The 24,417-nt window shown below is 61.7% G+C and carries 23 protein-coding genes; 11 read left to right on the forward strand and 12 right to left on the reverse strand.

The window, feature by feature from the left end:
- Position 1: 1 nt before the first annotated feature.
- Genes dmpG through ABIE52_RS17705 form a run of 4 tightly spaced genes read right to left on the reverse strand, consistent with a single transcriptional unit; the run spans position 2 to position 4,340 of the window.
- Positions 2 to 1,045 carry a 4-hydroxy-2-oxovalerate aldolase gene (gene dmpG / locus ABIE52_RS17690; protein ID WP_007734084.1) on the reverse strand — a complete coding sequence of 348 codons (1,044 nt, stop codon included), beginning with the start codon at positions 1,043 to 1,045 and terminating at the stop codon, positions 2 to 4.
- Positions 1,042 to 1,944, reverse strand: a complete 903-nt coding sequence (locus ABIE52_RS17695) for an acetaldehyde dehydrogenase (acetylating) (RefSeq protein ID WP_192711925.1) — start codon at positions 1,942 to 1,944, stop codon at positions 1,042 to 1,044. The genes dmpG and ABIE52_RS17695 overlap by 4 nt, the downstream gene beginning before the upstream one ends.
- Before the next feature lie 8 nt (positions 1,945 to 1,952).
- Positions 1,953 to 2,738 carry a 2-keto-4-pentenoate hydratase gene (locus ABIE52_RS17700; protein ID WP_003945480.1) on the reverse strand — a complete coding sequence of 262 codons (786 nt, stop codon included), beginning with the start codon at positions 2,736 to 2,738 and terminating at the stop codon, positions 1,953 to 1,955.
- Positions 2,739 to 2,741: 3 nt separating this feature from the next.
- Complete coding sequence (locus ABIE52_RS17705; protein ID WP_047269620.1) at positions 2,742 to 4,340, reverse strand: FAD-binding protein; 1,599 nt, start codon at positions 4,338 to 4,340, stop codon at positions 2,742 to 2,744.
- Positions 4,341 to 4,455: 115 nt separating this feature from the next.
- On the opposite strand from ABIE52_RS17705, the gene kstD reads away from it, so the two are divergent.
- The 3 genes from kstD (at position 4,456) to ABIE52_RS17720 (ending at position 8,860) form a co-directional block, all read left to right on the forward strand.
- Entirely contained in the window at positions 4,456 to 6,180 is a 1,725-nt protein-coding gene (gene kstD / locus ABIE52_RS17710; protein ID WP_007734077.1) for a 3-oxosteroid 1-dehydrogenase, read from the forward strand.
- Complete coding sequence (gene chsH3 / locus ABIE52_RS17715; RefSeq protein ID WP_003945880.1) at positions 6,170 to 7,027, forward strand: enoyl-CoA hydratase ChsH3; 858 nt, start codon at positions 6,170 to 6,172, stop codon at positions 7,025 to 7,027. The genes kstD and chsH3 overlap by 11 nt, the downstream gene beginning before the upstream one ends.
- A 69-nt stretch (positions 7,028 to 7,096) precedes the next feature.
- The gene (locus ABIE52_RS17720) at positions 7,097 to 8,860 is read left to right on the forward strand and encodes a cholesterol oxidase substrate-binding domain-containing protein (protein ID WP_007734073.1); all 1,764 of its coding nucleotides are present in this window, start codon (positions 7,097 to 7,099) and stop codon (positions 8,858 to 8,860) included.
- 136 nt (positions 8,861 to 8,996) lie between these two features.
- Here ABIE52_RS17720 and ABIE52_RS17725 read toward each other — a convergent pair whose 3' ends face one another.
- Positions 8,997 to 9,233 (reverse strand): hypothetical protein, encoded by a 237-nt coding sequence (locus tag ABIE52_RS17725; RefSeq protein WP_007734072.1) that lies wholly within the window; start codon positions 9,231 to 9,233, stop codon positions 8,997 to 8,999.
- A gap of 484 nt (positions 9,234 to 9,717) precedes the next feature.
- On the opposite strand from ABIE52_RS17725, the gene ABIE52_RS17730 reads away from it, so the two are divergent.
- The 4 genes from ABIE52_RS17730 (at position 9,718) to ABIE52_RS17745 (ending at position 13,255) form a co-directional block, all read left to right on the forward strand.
- Positions 9,718 to 10,005 (forward strand): MerR family transcriptional regulator, encoded by a 288-nt coding sequence (locus tag ABIE52_RS17730; RefSeq protein ID WP_003945791.1) that lies wholly within the window; start codon positions 9,718 to 9,720, stop codon positions 10,003 to 10,005.
- A 133-nt stretch (positions 10,006 to 10,138) separates the two neighbouring features.
- On the forward strand, positions 10,139 to 11,326 hold the full coding sequence (locus tag ABIE52_RS17735; RefSeq protein WP_192711924.1) for a serine hydrolase domain-containing protein: 1,188 nt from the start codon (positions 10,139 to 10,141) through the stop codon (positions 11,324 to 11,326).
- A 188-nt stretch (positions 11,327 to 11,514) separates the two neighbouring features.
- Positions 11,515 to 12,324 (forward strand): PE-PPE domain-containing protein, encoded by an 810-nt coding sequence (locus tag ABIE52_RS17740; RefSeq protein ID WP_003945630.1) that lies wholly within the window; start codon positions 11,515 to 11,517, stop codon positions 12,322 to 12,324.
- 82 nt (positions 12,325 to 12,406) lie between these two features.
- The gene (locus ABIE52_RS17745) at positions 12,407 to 13,255 is read left to right on the forward strand and encodes a sterol desaturase family protein (RefSeq protein ID WP_007734069.1); all 849 of its coding nucleotides are present in this window, start codon (positions 12,407 to 12,409) and stop codon (positions 13,253 to 13,255) included.
- An 18-nt stretch (positions 13,256 to 13,273) separates the two neighbouring features.
- Here the strand turns inward: ABIE52_RS17745 and ABIE52_RS17750 are convergent, their stop codons facing one another.
- On the reverse strand, positions 13,274 to 14,581 hold the full coding sequence (locus ABIE52_RS17750) for an FtsX-like permease family protein (RefSeq protein WP_192711923.1): 1,308 nt from the start codon (positions 14,579 to 14,581) through the stop codon (positions 13,274 to 13,276).
- On the reverse strand, positions 14,578 to 15,270 hold the full coding sequence (locus ABIE52_RS17755; protein ID WP_020906134.1) for an ABC transporter ATP-binding protein: 693 nt from the start codon (positions 15,268 to 15,270) through the stop codon (positions 14,578 to 14,580). The genes ABIE52_RS17750 and ABIE52_RS17755 overlap by 4 nt, the downstream gene beginning before the upstream one ends.
- A 126-nt stretch (positions 15,271 to 15,396) precedes the next feature.
- On the opposite strand from ABIE52_RS17755, the gene ABIE52_RS17760 reads away from it, so the two are divergent.
- Positions 15,397 to 16,146, forward strand: a complete 750-nt coding sequence (locus ABIE52_RS17760) for a helix-turn-helix transcriptional regulator (protein WP_192711922.1) — start codon at positions 15,397 to 15,399, stop codon at positions 16,144 to 16,146.
- Between the two features lie 9 nt (positions 16,147 to 16,155).
- Here ABIE52_RS17760 and zapE read toward each other — a convergent pair whose 3' ends face one another.
- Positions 16,156 to 17,103, reverse strand: a complete 948-nt coding sequence (gene zapE, locus ABIE52_RS17765; protein ID WP_192711921.1) for a cell division protein ZapE — start codon at positions 17,101 to 17,103, stop codon at positions 16,156 to 16,158.
- Positions 17,104 to 17,246: 143 nt separating this feature from the next.
- Here zapE and ABIE52_RS17770 point away from each other — a divergent pair, with 143 nt between their 5' ends.
- Positions 17,247 to 17,813 carry a TetR/AcrR family transcriptional regulator gene (locus tag ABIE52_RS17770; protein ID WP_047269626.1) on the forward strand — a complete coding sequence of 189 codons (567 nt, stop codon included), beginning with the start codon at positions 17,247 to 17,249 and terminating at the stop codon, positions 17,811 to 17,813.
- A 10-nt stretch (positions 17,814 to 17,823) separates the two neighbouring features.
- Here the strand turns inward: ABIE52_RS17770 and ABIE52_RS17775 are convergent, their stop codons facing one another.
- Positions 17,824 to 18,984 carry a lipase family protein gene (locus ABIE52_RS17775; RefSeq protein ID WP_192711920.1) on the reverse strand — a complete coding sequence of 387 codons (1,161 nt, stop codon included), beginning with the start codon at positions 18,982 to 18,984 and terminating at the stop codon, positions 17,824 to 17,826.
- A gap of 209 nt (positions 18,985 to 19,193) precedes the next feature.
- Here ABIE52_RS17775 and ABIE52_RS17780 point away from each other — a divergent pair, with 209 nt between their 5' ends.
- Entirely contained in the window at positions 19,194 to 19,988 is a 795-nt protein-coding gene (locus ABIE52_RS17780) for a putative protein N(5)-glutamine methyltransferase (RefSeq protein ID WP_192711919.1), read from the forward strand.
- On the opposite strand, the gene ABIE52_RS17785 is transcribed toward ABIE52_RS17780, so the two are convergent.
- From ABIE52_RS17785 to ABIE52_RS17795, 3 genes are read right to left on the reverse strand one after another with little or no spacing between them, the layout of a single operon-like run.
- Positions 19,979 to 20,608 carry a TetR/AcrR family transcriptional regulator gene (locus ABIE52_RS17785; protein ID WP_192711918.1) on the reverse strand — a complete coding sequence of 210 codons (630 nt, stop codon included), beginning with the start codon at positions 20,606 to 20,608 and terminating at the stop codon, positions 19,979 to 19,981. The two genes, ABIE52_RS17780 and ABIE52_RS17785, sit on opposite strands and share 10 nt — an antisense overlap.
- Positions 20,609 to 20,638: 30 nt before the next feature.
- Positions 20,639 to 21,439: an ABC transporter permease gene (locus ABIE52_RS17790; RefSeq protein WP_003945537.1), complete on the reverse strand. Its 801-nt coding sequence runs from the start codon at positions 21,437 to 21,439 to the stop codon at positions 20,639 to 20,641.
- Positions 21,436 to 22,392, reverse strand: coding sequence for a daunorubicin resistance protein DrrA family ABC transporter ATP-binding protein (locus tag ABIE52_RS17795; protein WP_003945489.1), 957 nt, complete (start codon positions 22,390 to 22,392; stop codon positions 21,436 to 21,438). Before ABIE52_RS17795 ends, ABIE52_RS17790 begins: the two co-directional genes overlap by 4 nt.
- 440 nt (positions 22,393 to 22,832) lie before the next feature.
- Here ABIE52_RS17795 and ABIE52_RS17800 point away from each other — a divergent pair, with 440 nt between their 5' ends.
- A complete protein-coding gene (locus ABIE52_RS17800) occupies positions 22,833 to 24,395 on the forward strand; it encodes a glycoside hydrolase family 71 protein (RefSeq protein ID WP_192711917.1) in 1,563 nt (520 codons plus the stop codon).
- The last annotated feature ends 22 nt before the right edge of the window (positions 24,396 to 24,417 follow it).

The raw sequence follows: 24,417 nt of genomic DNA on the forward strand, positions 1-24,417 counted from the left end.
GCTAGGAAGCCGCTGCTTCGCGCTGGAGTTCCAGCGCAATGTCGATCAACTGATCTTCCTGTCCGCCGACCAACTTGCGCTTACCTGCGCGCACCAACAGTTCCGCGGACGACACTCCGTACCGCTCGGCCTGACGCTCGGCATGCTTGAGGAAGCTCGAGTACACGCCGGCGTAGCCCATCATCAGTGCCTGACGATCGAGCAGGCACTCCTGCGGCATTGCCGGGCGCACAACGTCTTCGGCTGCATCGGCGATCGCGAAGAAGTCGATACCGGTCTTGACTCCGATCTTGTCGCAGACACCGACAAACGCCTCGACCGGGGCGTTGCCGGCGCCGGCACCGAACCGACGGGTACTACCGTCGATCTGCTTGGCTCCCGCACGAACTGCCGCAATGGAATTGGCGACGCCCAGGCCCAGGTTCTCATGTCCGTGGAAGCCGACCTGAGCGTCGTTGCCGAGTTCCTGAACCAGCGCCTCGACGCGATCGGATACCTGCTCGAGCACAAGTGCGCCGGCGGAGTCGACCACGTACACACACTGGCAACCCGCGTCGGCCATGATGCGAGCCTGCTTGGCCAGCTTCTCCGGCGGAATCGAGTGAGCCATCATGAGGAATCCGACTGTTTCGAGTCCACGCTCACGCGCGAGGCCGAAGTGCTGGATGGATACGTCTGCCTCGGTGCAGTGAGTTGCGATGCGGCAGATGGACGCACCGTTGTCCTGTGCGATGACGATGTCGTCCTTGATGCCCAATCCGGGCAGCATCAGGAAGGCGATCTTCGCGTTGGTCGCCGTCTCGACTGCAGCTTTGATCAGTTCCTGCTCGGGAGTCTTCGAGAAGCCGTAATTGAAGGAGGACCCGCCGAGGCCGTCGCCGTGAGTGACCTCGATGACCGGCACTCCGGCTCCGTCGAGGGCACCGACGATGGCTCGTACTTCGTCGACGGTGAACTGATGACGCTTGTGGTGGGAGCCGTCGCGCAGCGATGTGTCGGTGACGCGGATGTCCCAGCTCGAATCGAAATGAATCATGTCGCTCATGCCTTCACACTCAGAAGCTTCTGGGCGATTTCCTCGCCCACCTTGGTGGCTGCTGCCGTCATGATGTCGAGGTTGCCCGCGTACGGCGGTAGGAAATCGCCTGCGCCTTCGACCTCGACGAACGTGGTGACCGTTGCATAGCCACCGGAAACGACGCTCGGTTTGTCGAACTGCGGTTCGTTGAGCAACCGGTAGCCGGGCACGTACTGCTGGATGTCCTTGACGACGCGGTGAATGGAGTCGGTGATCGCGGCCTGGTCGGCGTCTTCGGGGATAGCGCAGAAGATTGTGTCGCGCATGATCATCGGCGGGTCCGCGGGGTTGAGGATGATGATCGCCTTGCCGCGCTGTGCGCCGCCGATGGTCTCGATACCGCGGCTGGTGGTCTTGGTGAACTCATCGATGTTCGCGCGAGTTCCCGGGCCGGCGGACAATGATGCAACGGAGGCGACGATCTCGGCGTACGCCACGTCGACGACACGCGACACCGCGTAGACGATCGGAATGGTTGCCTGCCCACCGCAAGTGATCATGTTGACGTTGGGTGCGTCCAGGTGCTCACGCAGGTTCGCGGGCGGAACCACAGCCGGGCCGACCGCGGCCGGAGTCAGGTCGACGGCACGGATACCGGCGGCCTCGTAGCGTGGTGCTGCCTCGCGGTGCACGTATGCCGACGTCGCCTCGAAGACCAGGTCCGGTTTCTCCGCCTGGTTCAGCAACCAGTCGACGCCCTCGGCGGAGGTCTCGAGTCCCATCTTGCGGGCGCGCGCCAATCCTTCACTCTCGGGATCGATTCCGATCATCCATCGCGGTTCGAGCCACTCGGAACGCTGCAGTTTGTACAACAGATCGGTACTGATGTTTCCCGATCCGACGATCGCCACACTTGCCCTGGTCATGACTACTCCTACGTGAACTGAAGAGAGACGGAACCGAGGCCGCTGAACTCGGCTCGGAAGTTGTCGCCTGGATGAGCGTCGATCGCTCGCGTGCACGAACCCGGCAGAACGATGTCGCCGGCCTTGAGCCGAACTCCGAACGTGTCGACCTTCTGCGCCAACCACGCGACGGCGGTGACCGGGTTACCGAGAACCGCATCGCTGCGCCCCTCCGCAATCCGCTCGCCGTTGCAGGTCAGCACCGCGTCGATCGCCTTGATGTCGATGTCCGACGGGCGAACTCGTTCCTTGCCGAGAATGAACCCGGCGGAGGACGCGTTGTCCGCGATGGTGTCCGAGAGGCCGATCTTCCAGTCCTTGATCCGGCTGTCGATCAACTCGATGGACGGCGCATAGGCGACAGTGGCGTCGATGACGTCTTGTTCGGTGCACCCGGCGCCCGGCAGATCTGCTCCCAGAATGAAGGCGACCTCCACCTCGACGCGTGGGAAGCAGAAGCGCGACGTGTCGACCGGACGGTCCTCGAACTCTTCCATCTCGGCGAGCAGGTGACCGTAATCTGGCTCGTCGACGCCCATCATCTGCTGCATCGCCAGTGACGAGAGCCCGACCTTGTGCCCGACCACCTTTGCGCCACCGGCAACACGACGCCGGATGTTGATGAGCTGGATCTCGTAGGCGTCGACGACGTCGATGTCCGGATACGTGGCGATCAGCGGGCTGATCGGAGCGCGATCCCGTTCCGCCGAATCAAGATGGTCGGCAAGTTCGCCGCGGATCTGCGTCGAGAGCATCGTTCAGGCCTTTCCGACTGTGGAGAATGCGGCTGCGTGCTGACCGGCTCGTCGTCCGGAGAATACGCAGTCGGCGAGCGACAAGCCGCTCACATACGAGTTGGAACAGATACCGACCGCGGTACGGCCGGCGGCGTACAGACCAGGGATACCCTCCCCGGCCTCGTTTTTCACCATGCCGGACGATTCGTCGACCACCAATCCACCGAGCGTGAGCATCGGGCACGGATTCATCATGTTGGGCTTGATCGAGACGTCGTACATCGTGAACGGCGCAGACAGTATCGGCCTGACGAAGTCCGACGGTTTGCCCATCGGATCAGGTTGTCCGGCAGCGGCAGCGGAGTTATGCGCGTCGACGGTGGCTTGAAGGCCGGCGACGTCTATCCCCGCTTTGCGGGCGGCCTCGGCAATGGTGTTGCCACGCACTGCAGTACGCATCATTCCGGTGGTCTGTACCCGCTGGAACCACATCGACTGGTCACTTATCTGCGATTTCGCTTCGCTAACGAGTTCGGAATCTGCCAGCAGCCAACCGATTCCGCTGCTCTTCTCCGCCATCGCCTGACCGAGAGCGGCACCGTAACGGGACTCGTCGACGATTCGCGCACCGGATTCACCCACCAAAATGGAACCGAGAAAAGCACTCGGCGGGACGATGAATCGCCAGGCGGACACATTGCCGAGCTTGTCGGTGGCTCCCCCGGCTTCGACACCGAGGTTGATGCCTTTGCCGTCGTCCCCGGAGGTGCCGAGCGGGATACCGCCCTTGTAGGCGGGGGCATGGGTGCGCATCATCTCGCGATTGGACACGAAGCCGCCGGCGCTCAGGATCACGCCGCCGCGTGCCTGGATGCGAATCCGCTTGGCGTGCTTCTTCTCGATCTTCGCGATGAGTGCGTCGAGAATCGTGCGCAACTGCGGTGCGTAGACGCCGGGCTTGGAGGACAGGGACCCGAGCGTCGCGTGACGGCGACGAACTCCGGCAGGTGCGTCACGCAGCGTCAGTGCTTCGACGCCGATCACCCGGCCGTCCTCGATGATCAGCCGGTCCGCTCGCGTCTGGCCGAGCAACTGGACGCCCTTCGCCTCCGCGGACTTCGCGAGCGGGCCGTACAGCATCTTTCCCGACGTGCCACGCCCCTTGGCGCGATGACCACGCGGAGCAGGTTTTGCGATGTCACGGAACCCGCCGGCCGATTCGCTACCCGAGAAGTAGAGGTAGTGCTTGTTGCTCGGGTACGACGTCTTGTACGGACAGAGTGAGGCCTCGAACGGCACGCCGTGACTGCGCAGCCAGTCGATCGACGCCGGGCTCTCGTCGACGAACCGGCGCAGAGTCTGCGGCGTCACCGCGTCACCGACCTCGCGGTTCAGGTAGGCGAGCATGGCTTCGGGACTGTCCTCGACACCGGCTTCCTTTTGAATCACGGTGCCGCCGCCGGCGTAGTAGATTCCTCCGGAAATCGTGCTGGCACCACCACCGAGTGCTCGGTCGATTGCCAAAACCGACGAACCGGCCGCTACAGCTTCGAGCGCCGCACTGGCGCCCGCCACACCGAACCCGACCACAAGGACGTCAACCGAAGTATCCCAGGTCACACCGCACCATCCTCAATCTCACTGCAACGTGTTTCGTTATCAATGACAACGTCCGGAAATACTTCCTGGCAGAAAGCATGGACTGACACCCCCATCATTCTATAACGTGTTCTACATGAGCAAGCAGGAATACGACATCGTCGTCGTCGGCAGTGGTGCCGCAGGTATGACAGCGGCCTTGACCGCAGCCCACCAGGGCTTGAGTGTGGTCATCGTGGAGAAGGCCGCCCACTACGGCGGATCGACCGCCCGTTCCGGTGGTGGGGTCTGGATCCCCAACAACGAGGCACTTCAAGCGGACGGTGTCACCGATACACCGGAGGCCGCACGTTCCTACCTGCACAGCATCATCGGCGACGTTGTCGCTCCCGAACGCATCGACACCTATCTCGAGCGCGGTCCCGAGATGCTCTCGTTCGTGTTGAAGAACAGCCCGCTCGAGCTGCAGTGGGTTCCCGGCTACTCCGACTACTACCCGGAAGCACCCGGCGGACGCCTCGGTGGCCGCAGTGTCGAGCCCACCCCGTTCGACGGCAACAAGTTGGGCGCCGACCGCAAGAACCTCGAGCCCGACTACGTCAAGGCCCCCAAGAACTTCGTCATCACCCAGGCCGACTACAAGTGGCTCAACCTGCTGATGCGCAATCCTCGCGGACCCCTGCGCGCCATGAAGGTCGGCATGCGATTCCTCGCAGCCAAGGCCACAAAGAAGGATCTGCTGGTTCGCGGCCAGGCACTGGTCGCCGGTATTCGACTCGGACTTCAGTCCGCCGGAGTACCCATCCTGCTGAACACCCCGCTGACCTCCCTGTACACCGAAGACGGCGCAGTTCGCGGCGTCAACGTCATCGTCGACGGCGAGGAGCAGGTCATCCGCGCTCGCCACGGAGTCGTGTTGGGATCCGGCGGATTCGAGCACAACAAGGAAATGCGTGAGAAGTACCAGCGCGCACCTATCGGCACCGAATGGACCGTCGGCGCGAAGGCAAACACCGGCGACGGTATCCGCGCAGGCCAAGAAGTGGGCGCTGCAGTCGATTTCATGGACGACGCCTGGTGGGGCCCGTCCATTCCGCTGACCGGCGGACCGTGGTTCGCTCTCTCCGAGCGCACCCTCCCGGGCTGCATGATGGTCAACATGTCGGGCAAGCGCTTCGGCAACGAGGCGGCTCCGTACGTCGAGGCAACCCATGCGATGTACGGCGGTGAGTACGGTCAGGGCGAGGGCCCCGGCGAGAACATCCCGACGTGGATGATTCTCGATCAGCGCTACCGCAACCGCTACACGTTTGCCGGTATCACTCCCCGCTCCCCCTTCCCCGGCCGCTGGCTCAAGGCCGGCATCGTGGTCAAGGCGGGAACCATCGCCGAATTGGCCGAGAAGACAGGGCTTCCCGTCGCATCGCTGACCGAAACCGTCGATCGGTTCAACGGCTTCGCGCGCAACGGCAAGGACGAGGACTTCGGACGCGGTGACAGTGGTTACGACGCGTACTACGGCGATCCCCGACTGAAGAACCCCAGCCTCGCCGAAATCAGCAAGGCTCCGTTCTACGCCATCAAGATGGTTCCGGGTGACCTCGGCACCAAGGGCGGAATCTGCACCGACGTCAACGGCCGAGCACTACGCGAAGACGGAAGCGTCATCGACGGCCTCTACGCGGCTGGCAACGCGAGCGCTCCGGTCATGGGCCACACCTACGCCGGACCAGGCGCGACCATCGGTCCCGCAATGACTTTCGGCTACCTGGCCGTACTCGACATCGTCGAGCGTGCGAAGAAGGCCGAGACAACCGAAGCACCTGCAGCTGAAAAGACGGCGGTCGACCATGCCAATTGATCCGAAGATCGCACTCGGCGCCGAGCTTGCGCCACAAGAGTTCTCGTGGACCCCGTCGGACGTGCAGCACTACCACTTGGCCCTGGGGGCAGGTGCTCGTCCGCTTGATCCGAACGAGCTTCGATACCTCGACGACGAAAAGCCTCAGGTACTACCCACCTTTGCCACCGTCGCCGCCAACTTCCACGCCACCGAAGCACCGAAGGTGTCGTTCCCCGGCGTCGAAATCGATCTGGCGAAGGTAGTCCACGGGAGCCAGGAAGTCACTGTCCATCAGCCGATCCCGGCAAGTGGAAGTGGCCGCACTACAACTCGAATCGCCGAGGTCTGGGACAAGGGCAAGGCCGCGGTGATCGTGCAGGAATCCGTCACGGTTGACGCCGAGGGCAACCCGCTGTGGACAGCTCGCTCGTCCATTTTCGCCCGCGGCGAGGGTGGTTTCGGGGGTGAACGTGGTCCGTCGGAGTCGATTACGCTTCCGGATCGCGAAGCAGATGAGACAGTGGTGACGCCTGTGCTTCCACAGCAGGCTTTGCTGTACCGGATGTGTGGTGATCGGAATCCGTTGCACTCGGATCCGCAATTCGCCTCCGCGGCAGGCTTTCCAGCGCCTATCCTGCATGGACTGTGTACTTACGGAATGGTCTGCAAGACCGCAGTGGATACCATGCTCGACGGCGACAGCAGTCGGGTAGCCGGATTTCGGGCCCGCTTTGCCGGGGTCGTATTTCCCGGCGAGAACTTGAGTATCCAGATCTGGAAAGACAATGGGCGACTCCTGATCTCAGCTTCTGTACTGGAGCGCGAAGCTCCTGCCCTGGCTGACGTAGTTCTCACTCTTGTCTGATACCAACCTGTCTGATACCCACCTGTTAGAACTCACCGTAGTTCTCGAACCCGATGGAGTAGCCCGAAGATGACGGCACAAGACGAAAAGTTCCGACTGTCCCGACGAGGTTTCATGGCCGCTGGAGCCGGCGCCGTGGCAGCGACCGCATTCGCCGGCTGGACGCCGGCCTACGCCGTCCCCGCCGGCTCTTCCGGCTCCGCGGGTGGTCCCGTGTCCACCCTCACGCCGCCGCCTGCCTTCCCCGAAGGCATCGCGCTGTACCAGCAGGCATATCAGAACTGGTCCAAGGAGATCATGCTCGACGCGATCTGGACCTGTTCGCCCAAGACGCCCGAAGACGTAGTCCGCCTCGCGAACTGGGGCCATGCCAACGGCTACACCATTCGTCCCCGCGGTGCCATGCACGGCTGGACGCCGCTGACCATCGTCAACGGTGCGCCGGTCGACAAGGTCATCCTCGCCGACACCACGGTCCACCTCACCGGAGTCTCCGTCAACGCCGGTGGCAGCCCAGCCACCGTCACCGCAGGACCCGGCGCGACCCTCGACGCCATCACGACCGCACTGCAGGCACAGGGCCTCGGGTTCGCGAACCTGCCGGCGCCGGGTGTGTTGACCATTGCCGGCTGCCTCGCCGTCGACGCTCACGGCGCAGCTCTTCCCGCCGAAGGCGAAGCACACGTTCCCGGACAGACTTTCGGCTCACTCTCCAACCTCGTCACGTCCCTGACCGCAGTGGTCTGGAACGGCAGCGAGTACGCACTGAAGACGTATGCACGTAGCGACGCGGCGATCAAGCCGCTGCTGACTCACCTCGGACGCACCTTCCTCACCTCCGTCACCTTGCAGGCCGCCCCCAACTACCGCATGCGCTGCGTCAGCCACACCGACATCGGTTGGCAGGAACTCTTCGGCGCCCGCGGAGCGTCCGGACGCACCTTCGAGAAGTTCGTCCGCGAAAACGGTCGCGCAGAAGCAATCTGGTACCCCTTCACCGAACGCCCGTGGATGAAGGTGTGGTCACTTGCACCCACCAAGCCGCCGTTCTCGCGTGAGGTGACCGGACCGTACAACTACATCTTCTCCGACAACCTCCCGGAGCCTGTCACCGACATGATCGGCCAGATCAACTCCGGAAACCCGGGCATCGCACCGGCATTCGGGCAGATCATGTACGCCACCACCGTTGCCGGACTCGCCGCGACGTTCTCCAACGACCTGTGGGGATGGTCCAAGGACGTCCAGTTCTACATCCGGGCCACCACCCTGCGCCTGACCGAGGGCGGCGGAGCCGTCATCACCTCGCGCGCCAACATCGGCCAGGTCATCCACGACTTCACCCAGTGGTTCAACGGTCGCATGGAGTACTACCGCTCTATCGGACAGTTCCCCCTCAACGGCCCCGTCGAAATCCGTTGCTGCGGCCTCGATCAACCGTCGGATGTCGAGGTCGACTCGGCAGGCGCCCCCACCATCTCGGCCATGCGCCCGCGCCCCGACCATCCGGAATGGGACACCGCCATCTGGCTCAACGTCCTCGGCGTCCCCGGAACCCCCGGCATGTTCGCGTTCTACCGCGAAATGGAACAGTGGATGCGTAATCACTACAACAACAACGACGCCACCTTCCGCCCCGAGTGGTCCAAGGGCTGGGCGTTCGGCCCCGACAAGCCGTACACCGACACCCCGATCATCACCCAGGGCCTCCCCCAGACCTACCGCGACGGCGTCCCATCGAGCGACAACTGGGACACCGCCAACGCCGCATTCAACGCGTTGGATCCGCACAAGGTCTTCAGCAACACCTTCCTGGACCAGTTGCTGCCTTGAGGTTCAAGTACTGAGCGCACACTCTGACAACTCGACGGTCGTCGCCACTCCCTTTACTTTCGGGAGTGCGGCGGCCGTCGTGCGTTGCAGTGAGCGGGATGAAGGAGTCCCCCCGCATCCCGACGAGGCAGCTGCCTCAATCGCGATCAGGATGGATCGCCTCGTGCATACTTTCCACTGCCCTGGCGTGAGTTGAGAGCTCGGACCGAGCCGACCGAATCGTAGCGCTGTCGCTGCGTGCCCCCGGCTCGGACGACGACGAGTCCTCTCCGGGGTTCGGCGCGCCACCAGCTGGATGCTCGGAGGAGCCGGTGCGCTCTTCCCTCTCCGCGCGGGCGCGCAACAACGACTCGGACTTCGGGGTATTTCGCATCGGAGCATTGTCCCAGATCCATCTCCTATGACTCACATTGAGCGCTCTCACCCCCGGCGACCAGGCTGTTCCTGAATATCAACACCTAGAATGTTCGCAACAAAATATCTACAGCGGTCAGGGTAGACATTCTCGCGAGGCTGTTGTATCTTTTTTCTCGTAGCAAGGAACGAGTCAAGAGATGCGGGAGAGATGAACTACCCGCAAGCAGTACCGCAGGGCAGGGACGTGCCGGGGCCGAATTCGTGTGTGAGTGTGTAGTCGGACCCGGCACCCCCCTTCAAAGCGGCTACCGGATGTCTTGTGCGAGTCCGGAAGTTCGAAAGAATGCAGTTATGTAAGTAAGTTCAACCCCATCCGGCCCCCGGCGCTCCTCGCGCCGGGGGCCCCGTCCGTTCAGCGAAAGAAGCGAGCCATTCCGGCAGATACACCACCGGGGGACCCCTCCGGCAGATTCGACGACGAGAACTATCCTGCGTACAGCATGGGACATGCGGCCGAGATCCTCGGTGTCAGGCAAGCTTTCCTTCGTAGCCTCGATGCCGCGAAACTACTTACCCCGCAACGCTCTGAGGGCGGACATCGCCGCTACTCCCGCTACCAGCTGCGCATCGCAGCCCGCGCGCACGAACTCGTAGCCAACGGCACGGCGCTCGACGCGGCTTGCCGCATCATCATCCTCGAAGACCAACTCACCGAAGCCCGTCGCATCAACGCCGAGCTTCAGCAAGCGCAGGACCTGCGAGAGGAACCGGACGCGGCACCCGAATGAGGACTGCACTGGAACAGCAGTTGCGCCTATACGGTCGATCTGACCCCTCCTCCTTCCAACTGCGGTAAATTCGGCCAATTGGGACATTGCTCGGCGTCGGTTGCTCGATTTCCACATCGAAGGGATCGCAGGCATGACTTCCTCCCACCACCGCGCTCGGGTGCGGCTGTCTGCTCTGTCGATCGCCTTGACCGTTGCCATTGCAACCGCTGCGTGCAGTTCCGACGATGACTCCGTAACAAACACGGGCAGCGCCTCTCCCAGCACCTCGAGCAGTCGGGAATCCACCGAGATCACGGACATCGTCCGCCGCCAAGTGGCCGACTTGGGCCTCAGTGCCGCTGTGTTCGGGGTGTGGCGAGGCGACGACGAAGTTGCTCTCGGCGCCGTCGGAGAGTCCCCTGTCGGAGTTCCGGCGACAACCGACATGCAGTTGCGCGTCGGCCAACCGATGGAACCGATGCTCTCGACAGTCCTGCTGCAACTCGACGAAGAGGGAACGCTTCCCCTCGATCAACCGATCGCGAAGTGGGAACCGAACTTTCCACGCGCAGACACCATCACTCCGCGAATGCTGGCCAACAGCACGTCGGGCATCTCCGACTACGTGACCGATCCACAGTTCCTCAAACTCTTCACGGACAACCCGATGAAGGGCTGGACTTCTCGAGAGATCCTGGATCTTGCCAACTCCCGCCCGCCGTTGTTCGAACCCGGCACCGGTTGGGCGTACGCGCACAGCGACCTGACGCTGCTCGGCGACGTCATGGAGAAAGCGACTGGAAAACCGCTGGGCGAACTACTTCAGCAGCGCGTCTTCGATCCACTCGGGATGGATCACAGCAGCGTTGTACTCACGTCGCAGATGGACGAACCGATCCTGCACGGTTACACCAATGAACGTGGAGTATTCGAAGACTCCACTTTCTGGAATCCGACGGCGTTCCTGCACAGCGGAAACATGAACGCGCCTGTCGCCGACGTCGGAAAGTGGGTGCGCGCGCTGGGAACGGGAGAGTTACTATCCGACAAGGCTTTCGAGCAGCAGATGGCGCCGACGACTGCGGGCTTGGGAAGTATGACGGCGGACAAGTTCTTTTCCTTCGGGACCGGGCACCTCGACGGCTGGCTGGTGATGAACCCGTCGTACGGCGGTTACAACGGTCTCGCGCTCTACTACCCCGACTCGAAGACGACGATCGTCGTCTACGCCACACTCGGGCCGACAACCAACGCGGACCTCAACAACGCCGTGTCGATGGGGAAGGAGATCGGAACCCTCCTCGAGCCGGATCACCCGCCGCAGGTACCGACGCCGTGACGCCCCACACACGCTGGTAGTAAACAGCGCCGGTCGGCAACTTCCTGTTTACGCACGGATTACCTCCAGGACTTATCGCCCCATCACCATTCTCTTCAGTACCGAACGAAACGCGTCGGACCGCGGGTTGTCTCGCCAGTGAACGAGAACGTAGATAGATGGGGACAGGCCCGATGAGGAAATACGCGATGTCAGTGGCATGCACGGTTGCAGTCACAGCGGGGGTGACTCTTGTGATGTCGGTACCTGCCGGAGCGGACCCGAATGACGGTGGGTCGTGCCCGGCCGGTGCGGTATTCGCGGTCGGCGGAACGTGGGATCCGACGGGACAAACGACGCAACCCGTCACCGACCGCTACGTCGCCCAGGGTTACGCCTCCAAGCCGGTGACCTACCCCGCCAGCTTCTGGCCGCTCGGCGAACAGACGTACGACCAGAGCGTTGCCGCCGGCGCCCAGACGCTTCGCACCGAAGTCAACGCTTTCCACGCTCAGTGCCCGGGCAGCGAGATCGTCGTCACCGGATACTCACAGGGAGCACGGATTGCCGGCGACGTTCTCGGGGACATCGCACGTGACGGATCCATTCCCCAATCGCAAGTCGAAGGCGTCCTCTACGCCGACCCTCGCAACTCGGCCGGGGGCATCGAAACCGTAGTGCCCAATGTCGTTCCGGGAGCGACGATGTCCGGAGCACGCGGCGGATTCGGAGACATCGCAGTGCAGGAAGTCTGCATCGAGGGTGACGGCATCTGCAACATGCCCAAGCCGCGTGATGCGCCCGAGGTGTTCGTGGATTCGGTCTTCGGCTACTTCACGAAGCACAACACCTACACGCCGATGATGTCCGAGCCCGCTCCGCCTGCTCCCCCGGCGCTGCCGCAGACACCGTCGGTGCCACTGCAACCGGCTGACGTCGCCACTGCGATCGTGACACGGGTCGTCGAGAACATCACTCCGTATCTGAGCGCTGCACTCGCCACCGTGCTGACGAAGTAACGCGACACCGCTTGTTCGGCTGACTGAAAGTCGACCGATTCGTACAAGTCGAGGACCACCCGCGCCGTGCACCATCGAATACATGCTCACCTTCATCGTCAGATACGGGTACGTCCCGTTCATGCTCTTGGGAATCAACGGAGCCGCAATCGCGCTGGCGGCATCCGGCGCGCCGAAATGGTCACTGGTGGCATTGATTCTCTTCGCAGTGGTCTGCTCGTTCGCGGCCGAACGGGCGCTTCCCTACGAATCTTCGTGGAATGCCCCGGGACCGGACAGGTTTCGCGACGCTGTCCATGCGTTTGTCAACGAATCCCTCATCTTGGTCAGCGTCGCGGTAATCCCGTTGATGGCCGCGGTGATTCCGTTCGACGGGCTGTGGCCGAGCGGTCTTCCGTTTGTCCTTCAGGTCGTCTTCGCAGTGTTGGTTGCCGATTTCGGCATCACCGTGGTGCATTTGATCAGCCACAAGGTTGGATGGTTGTGGCGTTTCCACGCGGTTCATCACAGCCTCGAACGGTTCTACGGTATGAACGGACTGATGAAGCACCCCGTGCATCAGACTTTCGAAACCGCCGGTGGCGTCCTGCCACTGATCCTCCTCGGGATGCCCGTTCCAGTTGCCTCGGCGCTCGCGGTTTGTGTCGCTGTCCAACTCCTGCTTCAGCATTCGAATGCCGACTACCGCATCGGCCCCCTGCGTCCGATACTCGCCCTCAACGCCGGCCACCGATTCCATCACCTGAAGTGGGCGGGAATCGGTGACGTCAATTTCGGTTTGTTCACTCTGATCTGGGATCACATGTTCCGCACTTATTCTTTCGATCCGGAAAAGCGCTTCAGCAGTGACGATCTCGGAATGGCGGCCAAGCCCGACTACCCGGACGACTACCTCGGCCAGTTGGCCGAACCGTTCCGGAGACAGAACTGACGGACGAGGGGCGGAGATTCAGCCCGCGAGTACCCGTCGCATGACGGGCTCGGCTGCAAACGCACTGGCCAACACCAACGCGATCCCCACAGCCAGGGTGACGCCCAACTGAACCAGCGCCATCGGAGTGGTCAATACGGCTGCCCCTGCCAGTGGGAAGAGGAACAGCAGTGCAGCGCCGGCGCCGGCCAGTGCCATCACCACCACGGGAGTGCGAACGTGCCTCATGCGGGCGCTGTCCATCACCTCGACAGGTGTGCCGGCCAAAGTCAGACTCCGATACAGCTCACGGTTGTCGAGGATCCCGGATACCTGGGTGAGCGCAGACGAGATGGCCGCCAACGTGAATGTTGCTCCGAGAGTGAACAACACCCCGGTTCTCATGTCCGCGAACAGGAACTCCTGCCCTGGCTGCAAATCCTGTCCCTCCCCGTTGCCGATCGCGGCGAGGAGAGATGTGCCTGCGGCAACAAAGCTGGCCATCGTCACACCGCTGACCGTGCGCCACACAGCCTTCGGATTGTCCAAGACCCGACGCGCCGCAATCAGCGAAGCACCGTCTTTGGCGCATTTGAGCATGATCCGTCCAAGCAGCGAAATGACGAACGGACCGACCAACGCAACAACGCCGAAGCAGAGACCAAGGCCCACCAGGATTGCCGCGATGCTTGCCGCGGAGCCCCCGAATGCACTCCATCCCACAAGAACCCCCACCCCAGCCACCGCGACGATCATCTTCGGTGCGGCGCTGGGATTGCCCGCCGTGACGCCCAACGGGCTCACGAACACCTGGCGCATCCCGAGCATCGACGTCAAAGCAGCCAGGATGGTCATTCCGAATACGATGCCCACCAGCGGAAGTGCGCCTAACCAAAGCTCACTCCACTCGAATGTCCGACCTTGAAATCTCAAGAGAGCTACGAGCGGCAACGCGAGGAGGTATCCCACCACACCGATCAACGCACCGGCCAAGCCCTGGATACCCGATTCCGCAGCGCACAGCGCAACGATCTGGCGAGGGGTGGATCCGATGAGTCGCAGCGAGGCAAGTCGTTCGTCGCGACGGCGCGCGCCCAAGCGGGCCGCCGCCAGACCGAGAGTGACGGCTGGAACGATCATCAACACCGAAGCAACCCCTGCGAGCGCTAGGTACGCCTCGGCTTCGGGTTCGCTCGATCTGCCCGCAAATGCACCGTAGCCGCCGAGCACCGTCAGCAACAACGTCGTCGAGGCGGCAAATGCGGACACTGGGAGCGCGAAGGTACTCAAGGCCTTTCGGCCTTCACCTCGCACCGTCATCAATGCAACGCGCGCTGTGGCCTTCATGCCGCCACCTGTGTCCCGACGAGCGAACCGGCCTGCATCATCATCGTGCGATCACACCACCGAGCGACTTCGGCATCGTGAGTGACGACGACCAACGCAGAACCGATCTGTTGAGCCGAATCACGCAACACCCTCATCACTTCCCAACTCGTCTGCGCGTCGAGTGCACCGGTCGGCTCGTCTGCGAAGAGAACGGCGGGTTTGGTCACCAACGCTCGCGCAATCGCCACACGTTGCGACTGACCACCCGACATCTGACCCGGGCGACGGTCCTGCAGACCGTCCAGTCCCAATGGCGCGAAGAAGCCGTGCGCCGTCCGCTTGGCTTCGGCGATGGACAACCCGTTGAGCACCAAGGGCAAAGCGACGTTCTCGATCGCCGGAAGCTCCGGTAACAGTTGGCCCGATTGAAAAACGAACCCGTACGACTCCCGTCGGAGCCGGCTGCGGTCGTTCTCACCGAGGTTCTCGATATGCCTGCCGCTCAGCAAGATTGCTCCCGAGTCGGGCTTGACGATTCCTGACATGCAATGCAGCAGTGTCGACTTCCCCGATCCTGAAGGACCCATGATGGCCGTGGCAGTACCGGCGCGCACTTCCAGCGATACACCTCGGAGCACCGGAACGTCGCCGTACGACTTGCCCAGCGCGTGGACCGACAGGACTGCGGGTGCTTGTGCGTTGTTCATGATTCCACCTTCTCGTGAACCCTTCGCGAACACATCGGCCCAGCGCACGATCTTCGGACTGAGCTCGGTCCTACCGGAGGATGACCGGACCCGAGCTCTGTCAGGGTCGTCACTATGATTTCCGACATGACCTGGTCCGGCGCCGTCCACATGCAGCCCGGAATTCTCATGTTCACCGGCGCAGTGGGATCCGCGCACATGCATTCGCACGCCGCTGTTCAGATCATGATCATCGACGACGGGGACGTCACGGTCACGGACGGGGACGGCCACAGTGAAGTCGTGCGGTCCGTGGTCATTCCATCCGGGGCGGTCCACGCGTTGTCCGCCTCCGAGGGCGCGCGGGGACGAGCGATTTACGTGGACTCCACCACGGGAATGGGCCGGCGCATCAGGCCGCCTGTATCCGAGCACGGTGGTGTGGCCGACTGGTCGGACCGTGGGCGGACCGCAGTAGCGATGACGGACCGTGGCGCTGATTCGGATCTGGAATACGCAGCGAGGCTGATCGATTCACTGTCCGAAAGCAAGCAGCCGTCGAACGTACGCGCTCTTCACCCTGCACTCGAGCATGCTCTGACGATACTGCCCGAGCGACTTTCGGGGCCGATAACGGTGGCGGACACCGCCGCGCTGGTCTCCATCTCGCCCGGCCGATTGGGAAGAATCTTCAACGATCAACTGCAGATGAGTTTTTCGACCTACATTCGTTGGTTGCGGCTACGACGCGCCATGGAAGTGATGAGCGGTGGCGCAAGCCTGACAACCAGTGCACACGAGGCCGGTTTCACCGACAGCGCCCATCTCAACCGGATCTGCCACAGCATGTTCGGACTCACGCCCAGCGCCGCGACCGGCGATCTCACCTGGAATTGACGCTGCTCCTCAACTGATGCTGCCCACCGCCGACCTCGCCAGTAGCGACAGACGACTGTAGAGGCGCGCCAACCCCGGCACGTCCCGGAGGCTGCCTGCCACTTCTTCGACGTAAGCGTCGGCGTAGATCGTCAGCCGCGCATCGACGTCATAGAGAACATCGACGACATTCGCGAAACGGCGAAGGGCAAATTCCGACGCCTCGGCGAGCACCGGCACTCCGAAGATCACCCAGTCGTCGAAGCGGGCGGCGAGCGCGAGGTAATCGGCAGCCGAGGTCGAACCAGTGCACAGCACCTCGAAGTCGAACCAGACGACACCGTCTCGAATCGCCGAGCACTCCAATGTGCGTGTGCCTATTATCAATTCGACACTTTCGCCCGAAGGCCGCGTAGTTCCCGAGCCGAGGAGGAATTCTCCTGTCGCAAAACGGTAGTCCCCGGCACCTGGCTGTCCCGCCGTCCGATAGTCGACGGAGCCACCCAACTCGATCACCTCGAGAGTCCGTTCGATCAACTCGATCGACGGAACGAACTGCTCGTGAAAAAGCGGATTGGGAAGAAGATCGGTCGGCGGAACATTGGACGTGACGACAACAGTCACGCCTTTCGCGACGATTGTGTCGAGAACCCTTGCCATGAACATGGCGTCGGCGACGTCGTCGAGGTGGAACTCGTCGAAACAGAGCACACGGATTCCATCGACGACGTGATCCAGTGCCACGCCCATCGAGCCGAGTTCATGCGCCCGAGAGTGCAGATCTGCAAAGAACCGATGAAAGTGAATGCGCCGCTTGCCGACCGGGAGCCCGTCGTAGAACTCGTCCATGAGCATCGTCTTCCCGCGGCCGACGCTACCCCAGAGATAGATCCCACCCCCGACCTCACCGCCCGAGATCCGGGCCTGCAGTGCGTCGAGGGCTTCGCGTGCCGCCAACTGCTCTTTGTCCAGTAGCATAAGACTCCTCTACGTCTGTAGAGTCGAGGCTAGTGATCGAAGGCAAATCGAGTCAATGTGACCCTCACGACGCACCATCAGCAACATTCAACTCCGGCAACATTCAACTCCGGCAGCATGCAACATCGACAGCAAGGAACGACATGAAGCCTGATCGCAGAGCCCTCATCGCGGCATCCGCCGTCACGATCATCGCCGAGCAGGGCCCGCGTGCACTCACCCATCGGGCGGTTGATCAGTCCCTGGAACTTCCTGCCGGTTCGACGTCGTACTATTTCCGCACTCGCGAGGCACTACTCGAAGCAACCGCATTGCACATCGTGCACCGGTCACGTTCGATATTCGACGAACTCCGCGAGAGGCCCAGCGATCCTGCTGCCCTGACGGCCGAGTATCTCGATGATCTTCTCTCGCACCGCAGACACGAATTGATCGCGAGATATGCACTGCTCTTGGAAACTCCCCGAGATTCGGCATTGCACCAACTCCTCGAAGACAGCCTGTTTTCACGGGAGAAGGCAAGGCCTGTCTTCGACATCGTTGGCGTTGACGATCCTGACGTCGCCGCCGCAAATTTTCTGAGCCTTCTGGAGGGCTTGATCTTCGACTACTGCCTCGGAGCGCGTAGCCGAGATCCCCGCTCCTCCGAAACCGTTCGGCAACTTCGGATCCCGATCGACATCTATCTGCGCGGAGTTGGTGCCGCCTGAAAGATGTTGGTCAGCAGAGGCTTCCGGTGCAGGGCCGTTGACCAGAGAACAGTGCCGCGACAAACGGGGTACTGTCTGGAACCGAAGCCGGAACGGTTCCCAGATGATCAGTGGGATAGGTATGGAATGCAAAGTCGACACCGTTGGCAGTAAGGTCGGCCGCGAACTTCAGTGTCAGCGGTGCCGGAACATCGATGTCCGACAACCCCTGACCGATGAAGAACGGGCGGTCGTATCCTGCGGTCGGCACAGTGAGCAGGTCACGCGCAGCCTCCATGAATACTGGATTGTCCAGCGACTTCGTCAGCACCTGCCCGAGCGTGACGGTGCCGTACTTCGTGCGCGCCTCGGTGTAGCACATGTTGTTCTCGACGTCGTCGAGGATGGTCTTGCCGAGCGGGGTCAGATACGAGTCGATGTCGATATCCGGCCGCGAAGCACGCAGTCCATCAAGAACGTTCGCGATGTAGACCGTCGAACCCTTGAGCGGAAGCGCCGGGAAAGCCGGACCACCGAGCGGTAGAAGATTCTCGATGTTCGAGGGGACACCAGTGGCGACAGCGCCGCGGTAGTCCAACTCCGGCGCGTAAGCAGTGGCAAGCGAAGCGGTGAACATAGTCGCCTGCCCGCCCTGCGACTGCCCCATCGCAACCCATGCGCTCGACAGGTCGTCGTCGACCGCACGAGCGGCACGCACCATGTCCACAACGCTGTGTGCAGCGGAACGACCGTCGAGATACGGGTGAACACCGGGTGTTCCGAGCCCCACGTAGTCGGTGGTCACGACCGCGTATCCCTGCTCCAGCCAGTGACCCAGATGCGTCGCGGTCCGTTCGAGTGGAACACTGCTGCTCGGCGCACACTGATCCGCGACACCCACCGTCCCGTGCGCGTAGGAGATGACCGGCCAACCACCCTCGGGCGGAGCTCCCTCTGGGCGATACACCACACCGGTACTCGTCATCGGCACATCCTTCGGGCCCGTCGACCAGTACGTCACCTTCGTTGCGCTCACGGCACCCGGGATCACCCGGTCGGGACCGAGCAACTCCTGACTCACGACAGCACCCGGAGCATCGTTCGGTTCCGCTCCGGCCGGCGCCGCAACTGTCAACGCCACCAACGCACTCGCACTCAGTCCGACGAGCGTCCTACACAGTCGCTTACTCACGTACTTCTCCTACCGATTGCGGTGACGGTGCATATGTGGTGATCGGCCCCACATCAGCTGATCGAGTTCAGACCATAGAACAGCCTTACCATTTGGTCAACCTAAATTTCCGCTCCGCATCGACCGTCGTGACACGCCTGCTCGGGTAGGGTGGCGGTGTTCGATACGTGCAGGTCCCCCGCGAGATCAGGAGGCCGAAAGGCTCTCTCATGTCAGCACCTGATCTCCCGACCTTCCCTGCTTCGCAGCAGAAGTCGGTGGCCGCGATCCTCCGAGCAGCAGGTTGCGTCTTCGCCGAAGACGAGGCTCGCCTACTTCTTCACACCGCACGCTCTCGCGATGAACTCGACGCGATGGTCGACCGACGAGTTGCCGGCGAACCACTCGAGCCCGTCCTCGGATGGGCCGAGTTCTGCGGCTTGCGCATTCACATCGACTCCGGAGTCTTCGTCCCACGCCGGCGCACCGAGTTCCTCGCCCGGCAGGCCTGCTCACTTGTCACCCCAGGAAGCGTCGTCGTCGACATGTGTTGCGGCTCAGGAGCTGTCGGTGCTGTCCTGCAGTCGACGCTCGACGCCGTCGATTTGTACGCGGTAGACGTGGAACCGGCCGCAGTGCGGTGCGCTCGCCGAAACATCACACCGCCCGAGCGTGTACTCGAAGGCGATTTATTCGAACCACTGCCGACGAAATTACTCGGTCGCGTGGATGTCGTCGTCGCCAATGCGCCTTACGTCCCCACCGAATCGATCAGGCTGATGCCGCCCGAAGCCCGTCTTCACGAACCGCTGGTCTCGTTGGACGGCGGTACCGACGGACTGGACCTGCAGCGTCGCATCATCGCGGACGCCGCGCCGTGGCTACGACCGGGTGGCTGTCTTCTCGTCGAGACGAGTACGGAGCAGGTCGAAATGACTGTTGAAACATTCACTCGGGGAGGGTTTCTCACTCGGGTGGCAACCTACAGCGAGACCGCGTCGACCGTGGTGATCGGTCAGTGTTGAAGGCGATCGGATCCTGGCGTGGACCACTCCCGAGCGCGGGCGGCAAAGCCGTCGACAAAAAGCCCGAACGCGCGATCGACGCGGGCCCGGTCCCCGGTGGCCAGAAGATCCATCGACAGACCCCGCATTTGCGAGAGCAACAGAGTAGCGACAGAGGCAACATCGTCCTCAGGGCAACCCGCTTGTCGTAGACCGGCTTCCAGTGCCTCGATCCAATCGCCCACAAAACGGTCCAGGAACCGTCCGTAGCGGTCGCGGTCGCCGAGCGCGAGGGCGTAGATCTCGACCATCACCCGGAACCGCGGCAGGACCTCCGGCGTCGTACGTTCGGTCCACCACGCAGTCAGCACTGTCGCCGGATCGACCCCCGGTTTCATCGGCACCGCAATCGGAATGGACTCACCACGCATGTTCTCGATGACCTCGGAGAGCAGATTCTCCTTGCTCTCGAAATGGTTGAGCAACGACGCATGCGACACACCCACGGCCTTGGCGAGCTGCCTCACCGTCAACTCCCCGACACCGTTGTCGATGACGTAACGGGTCAGCGCGTCGAGCAACTCCTCACGTCGCCCGGCGTATCTCAGGCTGCGTTTGTCGATGCGTTCGGGCTCCGGCACATATCCACCCTACCGGCCGGAATCACCAGGTCAGCGGCTGACTGCCTTCTGATACCGACGAATAGCGAACGGCACGAAGACGATCAGCAAACCGAAAGTCCACAACAACGACGCGATGACCGGATTCTGCAGCGGCCACGCATCCGGAACCGTCATCGCAGGATTGGTATTGCCGAACAATTCACGCACCGCCTGAGTAACCGCCGACACCGGATTCCATTCGGCGATCACTTTGAGCGGGCCGGGAAGATTGGTGGTCTCGACAAAAGTGTTCGCGATGAACGACAGCGGAAAGATGACGATGAAGCTCGCGTTGTTGAATACCTCCGGTGTCCGGATCCAAAGCCCGACAACCGCCATGACCCACGACAACGCGTACGCGAAGAACAGAAGCAGCGCATAACCCGCCACCGCTTCGAGGAAACTGGAGTGAATCCGCCACCCGACCAGAAGACCGGTCAACGACATGACCACCAAACTGATGACGTTGATCAACACGTCACTCGATGTTCGGCCTGTCAGCACGGCAGACGGAGCCATGGGCAGCGATCGAAATCTGTCGATGATTCCTTTCTGAATGTCTTCGACCATCCCCAAACCAGTCCAGGTCGCACCGAATATGACCGTCTGCGTGAAGATTCCGGCGATCAGGAATTCTCGATACGACGTGCCCGGGACGGAGATCGCACTGCCGAACACATACGCGAACAAGAGCACGAACATGATCGGCGACAAAGTGGTGAACACCAGCAGATCCGGAACGCGCTTGATCTTGATCAAGTTTCGCCTGGCGATGGTCAAACCGTCTTCGAGCGCCATCTGCACGGTCATTTCTGATCCTCCAGTTCAGCCTGGTGCCCGGTCAGTGTGAGGAAGACATCGTCGAGAGTGGGTCTGCGCAAGCCGACGTCGAATACGCGGATGCCTCGTGCCGACAGAAGATTCAGCGCCGCGACCAACGCGTCGGTGCCGTCGTCGACAGGAACGGTGACGCGACGGACATTCTCTTGAACCTGAATGTCCCCCACGGCAAGCGAGCGCAATTCCTCGCGGACGATGTCGAGATGCTCGACCTCGTGCACACTCAGTTCAATGCGCTCACCCCCGACCCGCGCCTTCAACTGATCTGCAGTACCGCGCGCAATGACCGAGCCGCGGTCGATGACGGCGATCTGGTCGGCCAACCTCTCGGCTTCCTCCATGTATTGCGTCGTGAGCAACAGCGTGGTCCCCTGAGCCACCAACCCTTCGATGACGTCCCAGAGACCGAGTCGCGCCCGAGGATCGAGGCCGGTGGTCGGCTCGTCGAGAAACAACACCTGCGGCCGAGCAACCAATGCGCCGGCGAGATCGAGACGTCGCCGCATTCCGCCGGAATAGCCCTTGACCGGCCGATCTCCAGCCTCGACGAGATCGAACTGCTCGAGCAATTCACGCGCTCGGGCCTTACTGCTTCGGGCGCCGAGGTGATACAGCCTCCCGACCATGTCCAAGTTCTCATAGCCCGTCAGGTACTCGTCGACCGCGGCGTACTGACCCGAAGCACCGATCTTGGATCGCAACGCCCGCGCATCCTCGACCACGTCCAGCCCGGCAACCTTGGCGCGTCCACCGTCGGGAATGAGCAGCGTCGTGAATATCCTTACCGCAGTGGTTTTTCCGGCGCCGTTGGGGCCCAACAGAGCCATCACCGAACCCTCGCGCACTTCCAGGTCGATGCCGTCCAATGCCGTGACGTCGCCGTACTTCTTGACCAGCCCCTCGGCCACAATCGCTTCGGTCATGAGCCCTCCCGCATCGGTAATCCGTCGGTAGTCCGTTCCCCAGTGTGACCCAGGAGGCCGACACATTCCAGGAAATTTCGTCAGTTGCCCGGCTGCAATCACCTCCCTGGTTTCGCCGGTGCCTTTCGGCCACGAGGTACGGAACAGACCACACGTCCCAGTCCTGTCCAATACAGCCGATAAATTTCACCGACCTTTCGACGGATATATACCGGAAAGAAAAACCCGAAATTCTTGAACAAAGACCGCTTTCAGGTATTCATGATGAACGCGGCAGCGTTACACTCGTACAGCAAGTGACACTCGGGCCGGTGACGGTTGACTTATGGTGTCGAATCTCGAATTACAAATCAGACAGAGGCCGAAAAGAATTGAATCACCGATTCAGTGCACGCGGGGAAGACTCACACTTCGGGGGATCGAGAAAGGCTGACTGTGCCATGAGTATCAGAACTCGATACATCCGAACTCCGTGGATCCGAAAAACGGCGAAATATTCCTTCGAGACCATCTGCTTTACCCTGGCCGTGATTGTCGCGGCCGCACTGATCGCCGCGTACAACACACAACCGCGCTCCGCGCCGACGTACACGCCGGCCTCGTTCTCGGCGAATCCTGAATCTGCAGCGCTGCCCTTCGACATTCCACCCAAGTCGGCACTGAACGGAAAGTTGGTTTTCGCTCACTACTTCCCGCCCTATCCGGTTTCGATCGACAATGCGAATCCGTCTGGCGATTACTATGCGACACAATATCTTACGGTCAACGGCGAGAACAACAAACACGTTCGCTACGGAGGATTCCTCCGCGATCGGCCGACACCGCGGCAACCCATCGCCGATACGCAGTGGCGCCAACGCGACCTCGAATACGAAGTTCGTTCGGCAATCGCCGCGGGCATCGACGGATTCTCCGTCGACATCATCGCCAAGGCAACCGACACCAGTTGGTGGGGTTCCACCGTGCCCACAGCCCTGATCAAAGCAGCCGCAGCAGTCGATCCGAATTTCAAGATCATGCTCATGCCTGATATGAACGGCGCGTTCAAAAACATGACCGCAGCTCAAATGGCAGCAGAGATGAAACCGTATTCGACCATGGCATCATCATTCAAATTGAGCGACGGACGACTAGTGATCTCGCCATTTCTTGCCGAAAACAAGACTGCGGGCTGGTGGTCGGAGTTCATCACTATTATGAAAAATTCTTACGGAATAAATGTGGCATTTGTTCCGGTTTTCCTCGACGCAGCAGCCAACCGGAATTCTTTTGCATCGATCAGCTACGGGATGTCGAATTGGGGTAACCGAAATCCGGCAGGAAATCCGCTCTCGGGATCGAACCCGAACTCTCCGATGGGGCTTGCTGCTGCCGCTCACTCCTTGGGAAAGATATGGATGCAGCCAGTCGCCTTCCAAGATGTTCGTCCGAGTCAGTCGATCTACGACGAGGCACAGAATTCACAGAATCTGCAGAACATGTGGCAGATTGCGATTGCGTCCAACAGTGAATGGGTACAGCTCGTCACTTGGAACGACTACAGCGAGGGAACGTCGTTCGCACCCAGCGCCGGTCATGGGCGCGCGTTACTCGACATGAGTTCCTACGGGCTGTACAGCTTCCGCTCCGGCGCCTCACCCGCGATTGTTCGCGACACCGCGTATCTCGTCTATCGCAATCAGTCGGTCTCCGCGGTCCCCGTCAATCGCTCTGCTGCCCCTATGACACTGCGCCAATGGTCATCCCCCGCTCGCGATACCGTCGAGGTTCTCACCTTCTTGACCGCTCCCGCAGTCGTCAAAGTGACGGTGGGAACCACGATTACCACCTGCAATGCCCCGGCCGGGATGAGCAGCTGCATCGCCCCGTTGAAAGTAGGTTCCATCAAGGCCTCTGTCGTTCGCGGCACTACCGAGGTGTCTCGGGTGAGTTCGCACGCGGCGGTGACGGCCACACCGTACAACCAGAATCTCGAGTACCTGGTCGATTCCAGTCGGAGATAACGGTGACGAAGATCGGGTGAGT

The sequence above is a fragment of the Rhodococcus sp. OAS809 genome, assembly GCF_040546695.1.
GTDB lineage: Bacteria > Actinomycetota > Actinomycetes > Mycobacteriales > Mycobacteriaceae > Rhodococcus_F > Rhodococcus_F qingshengii.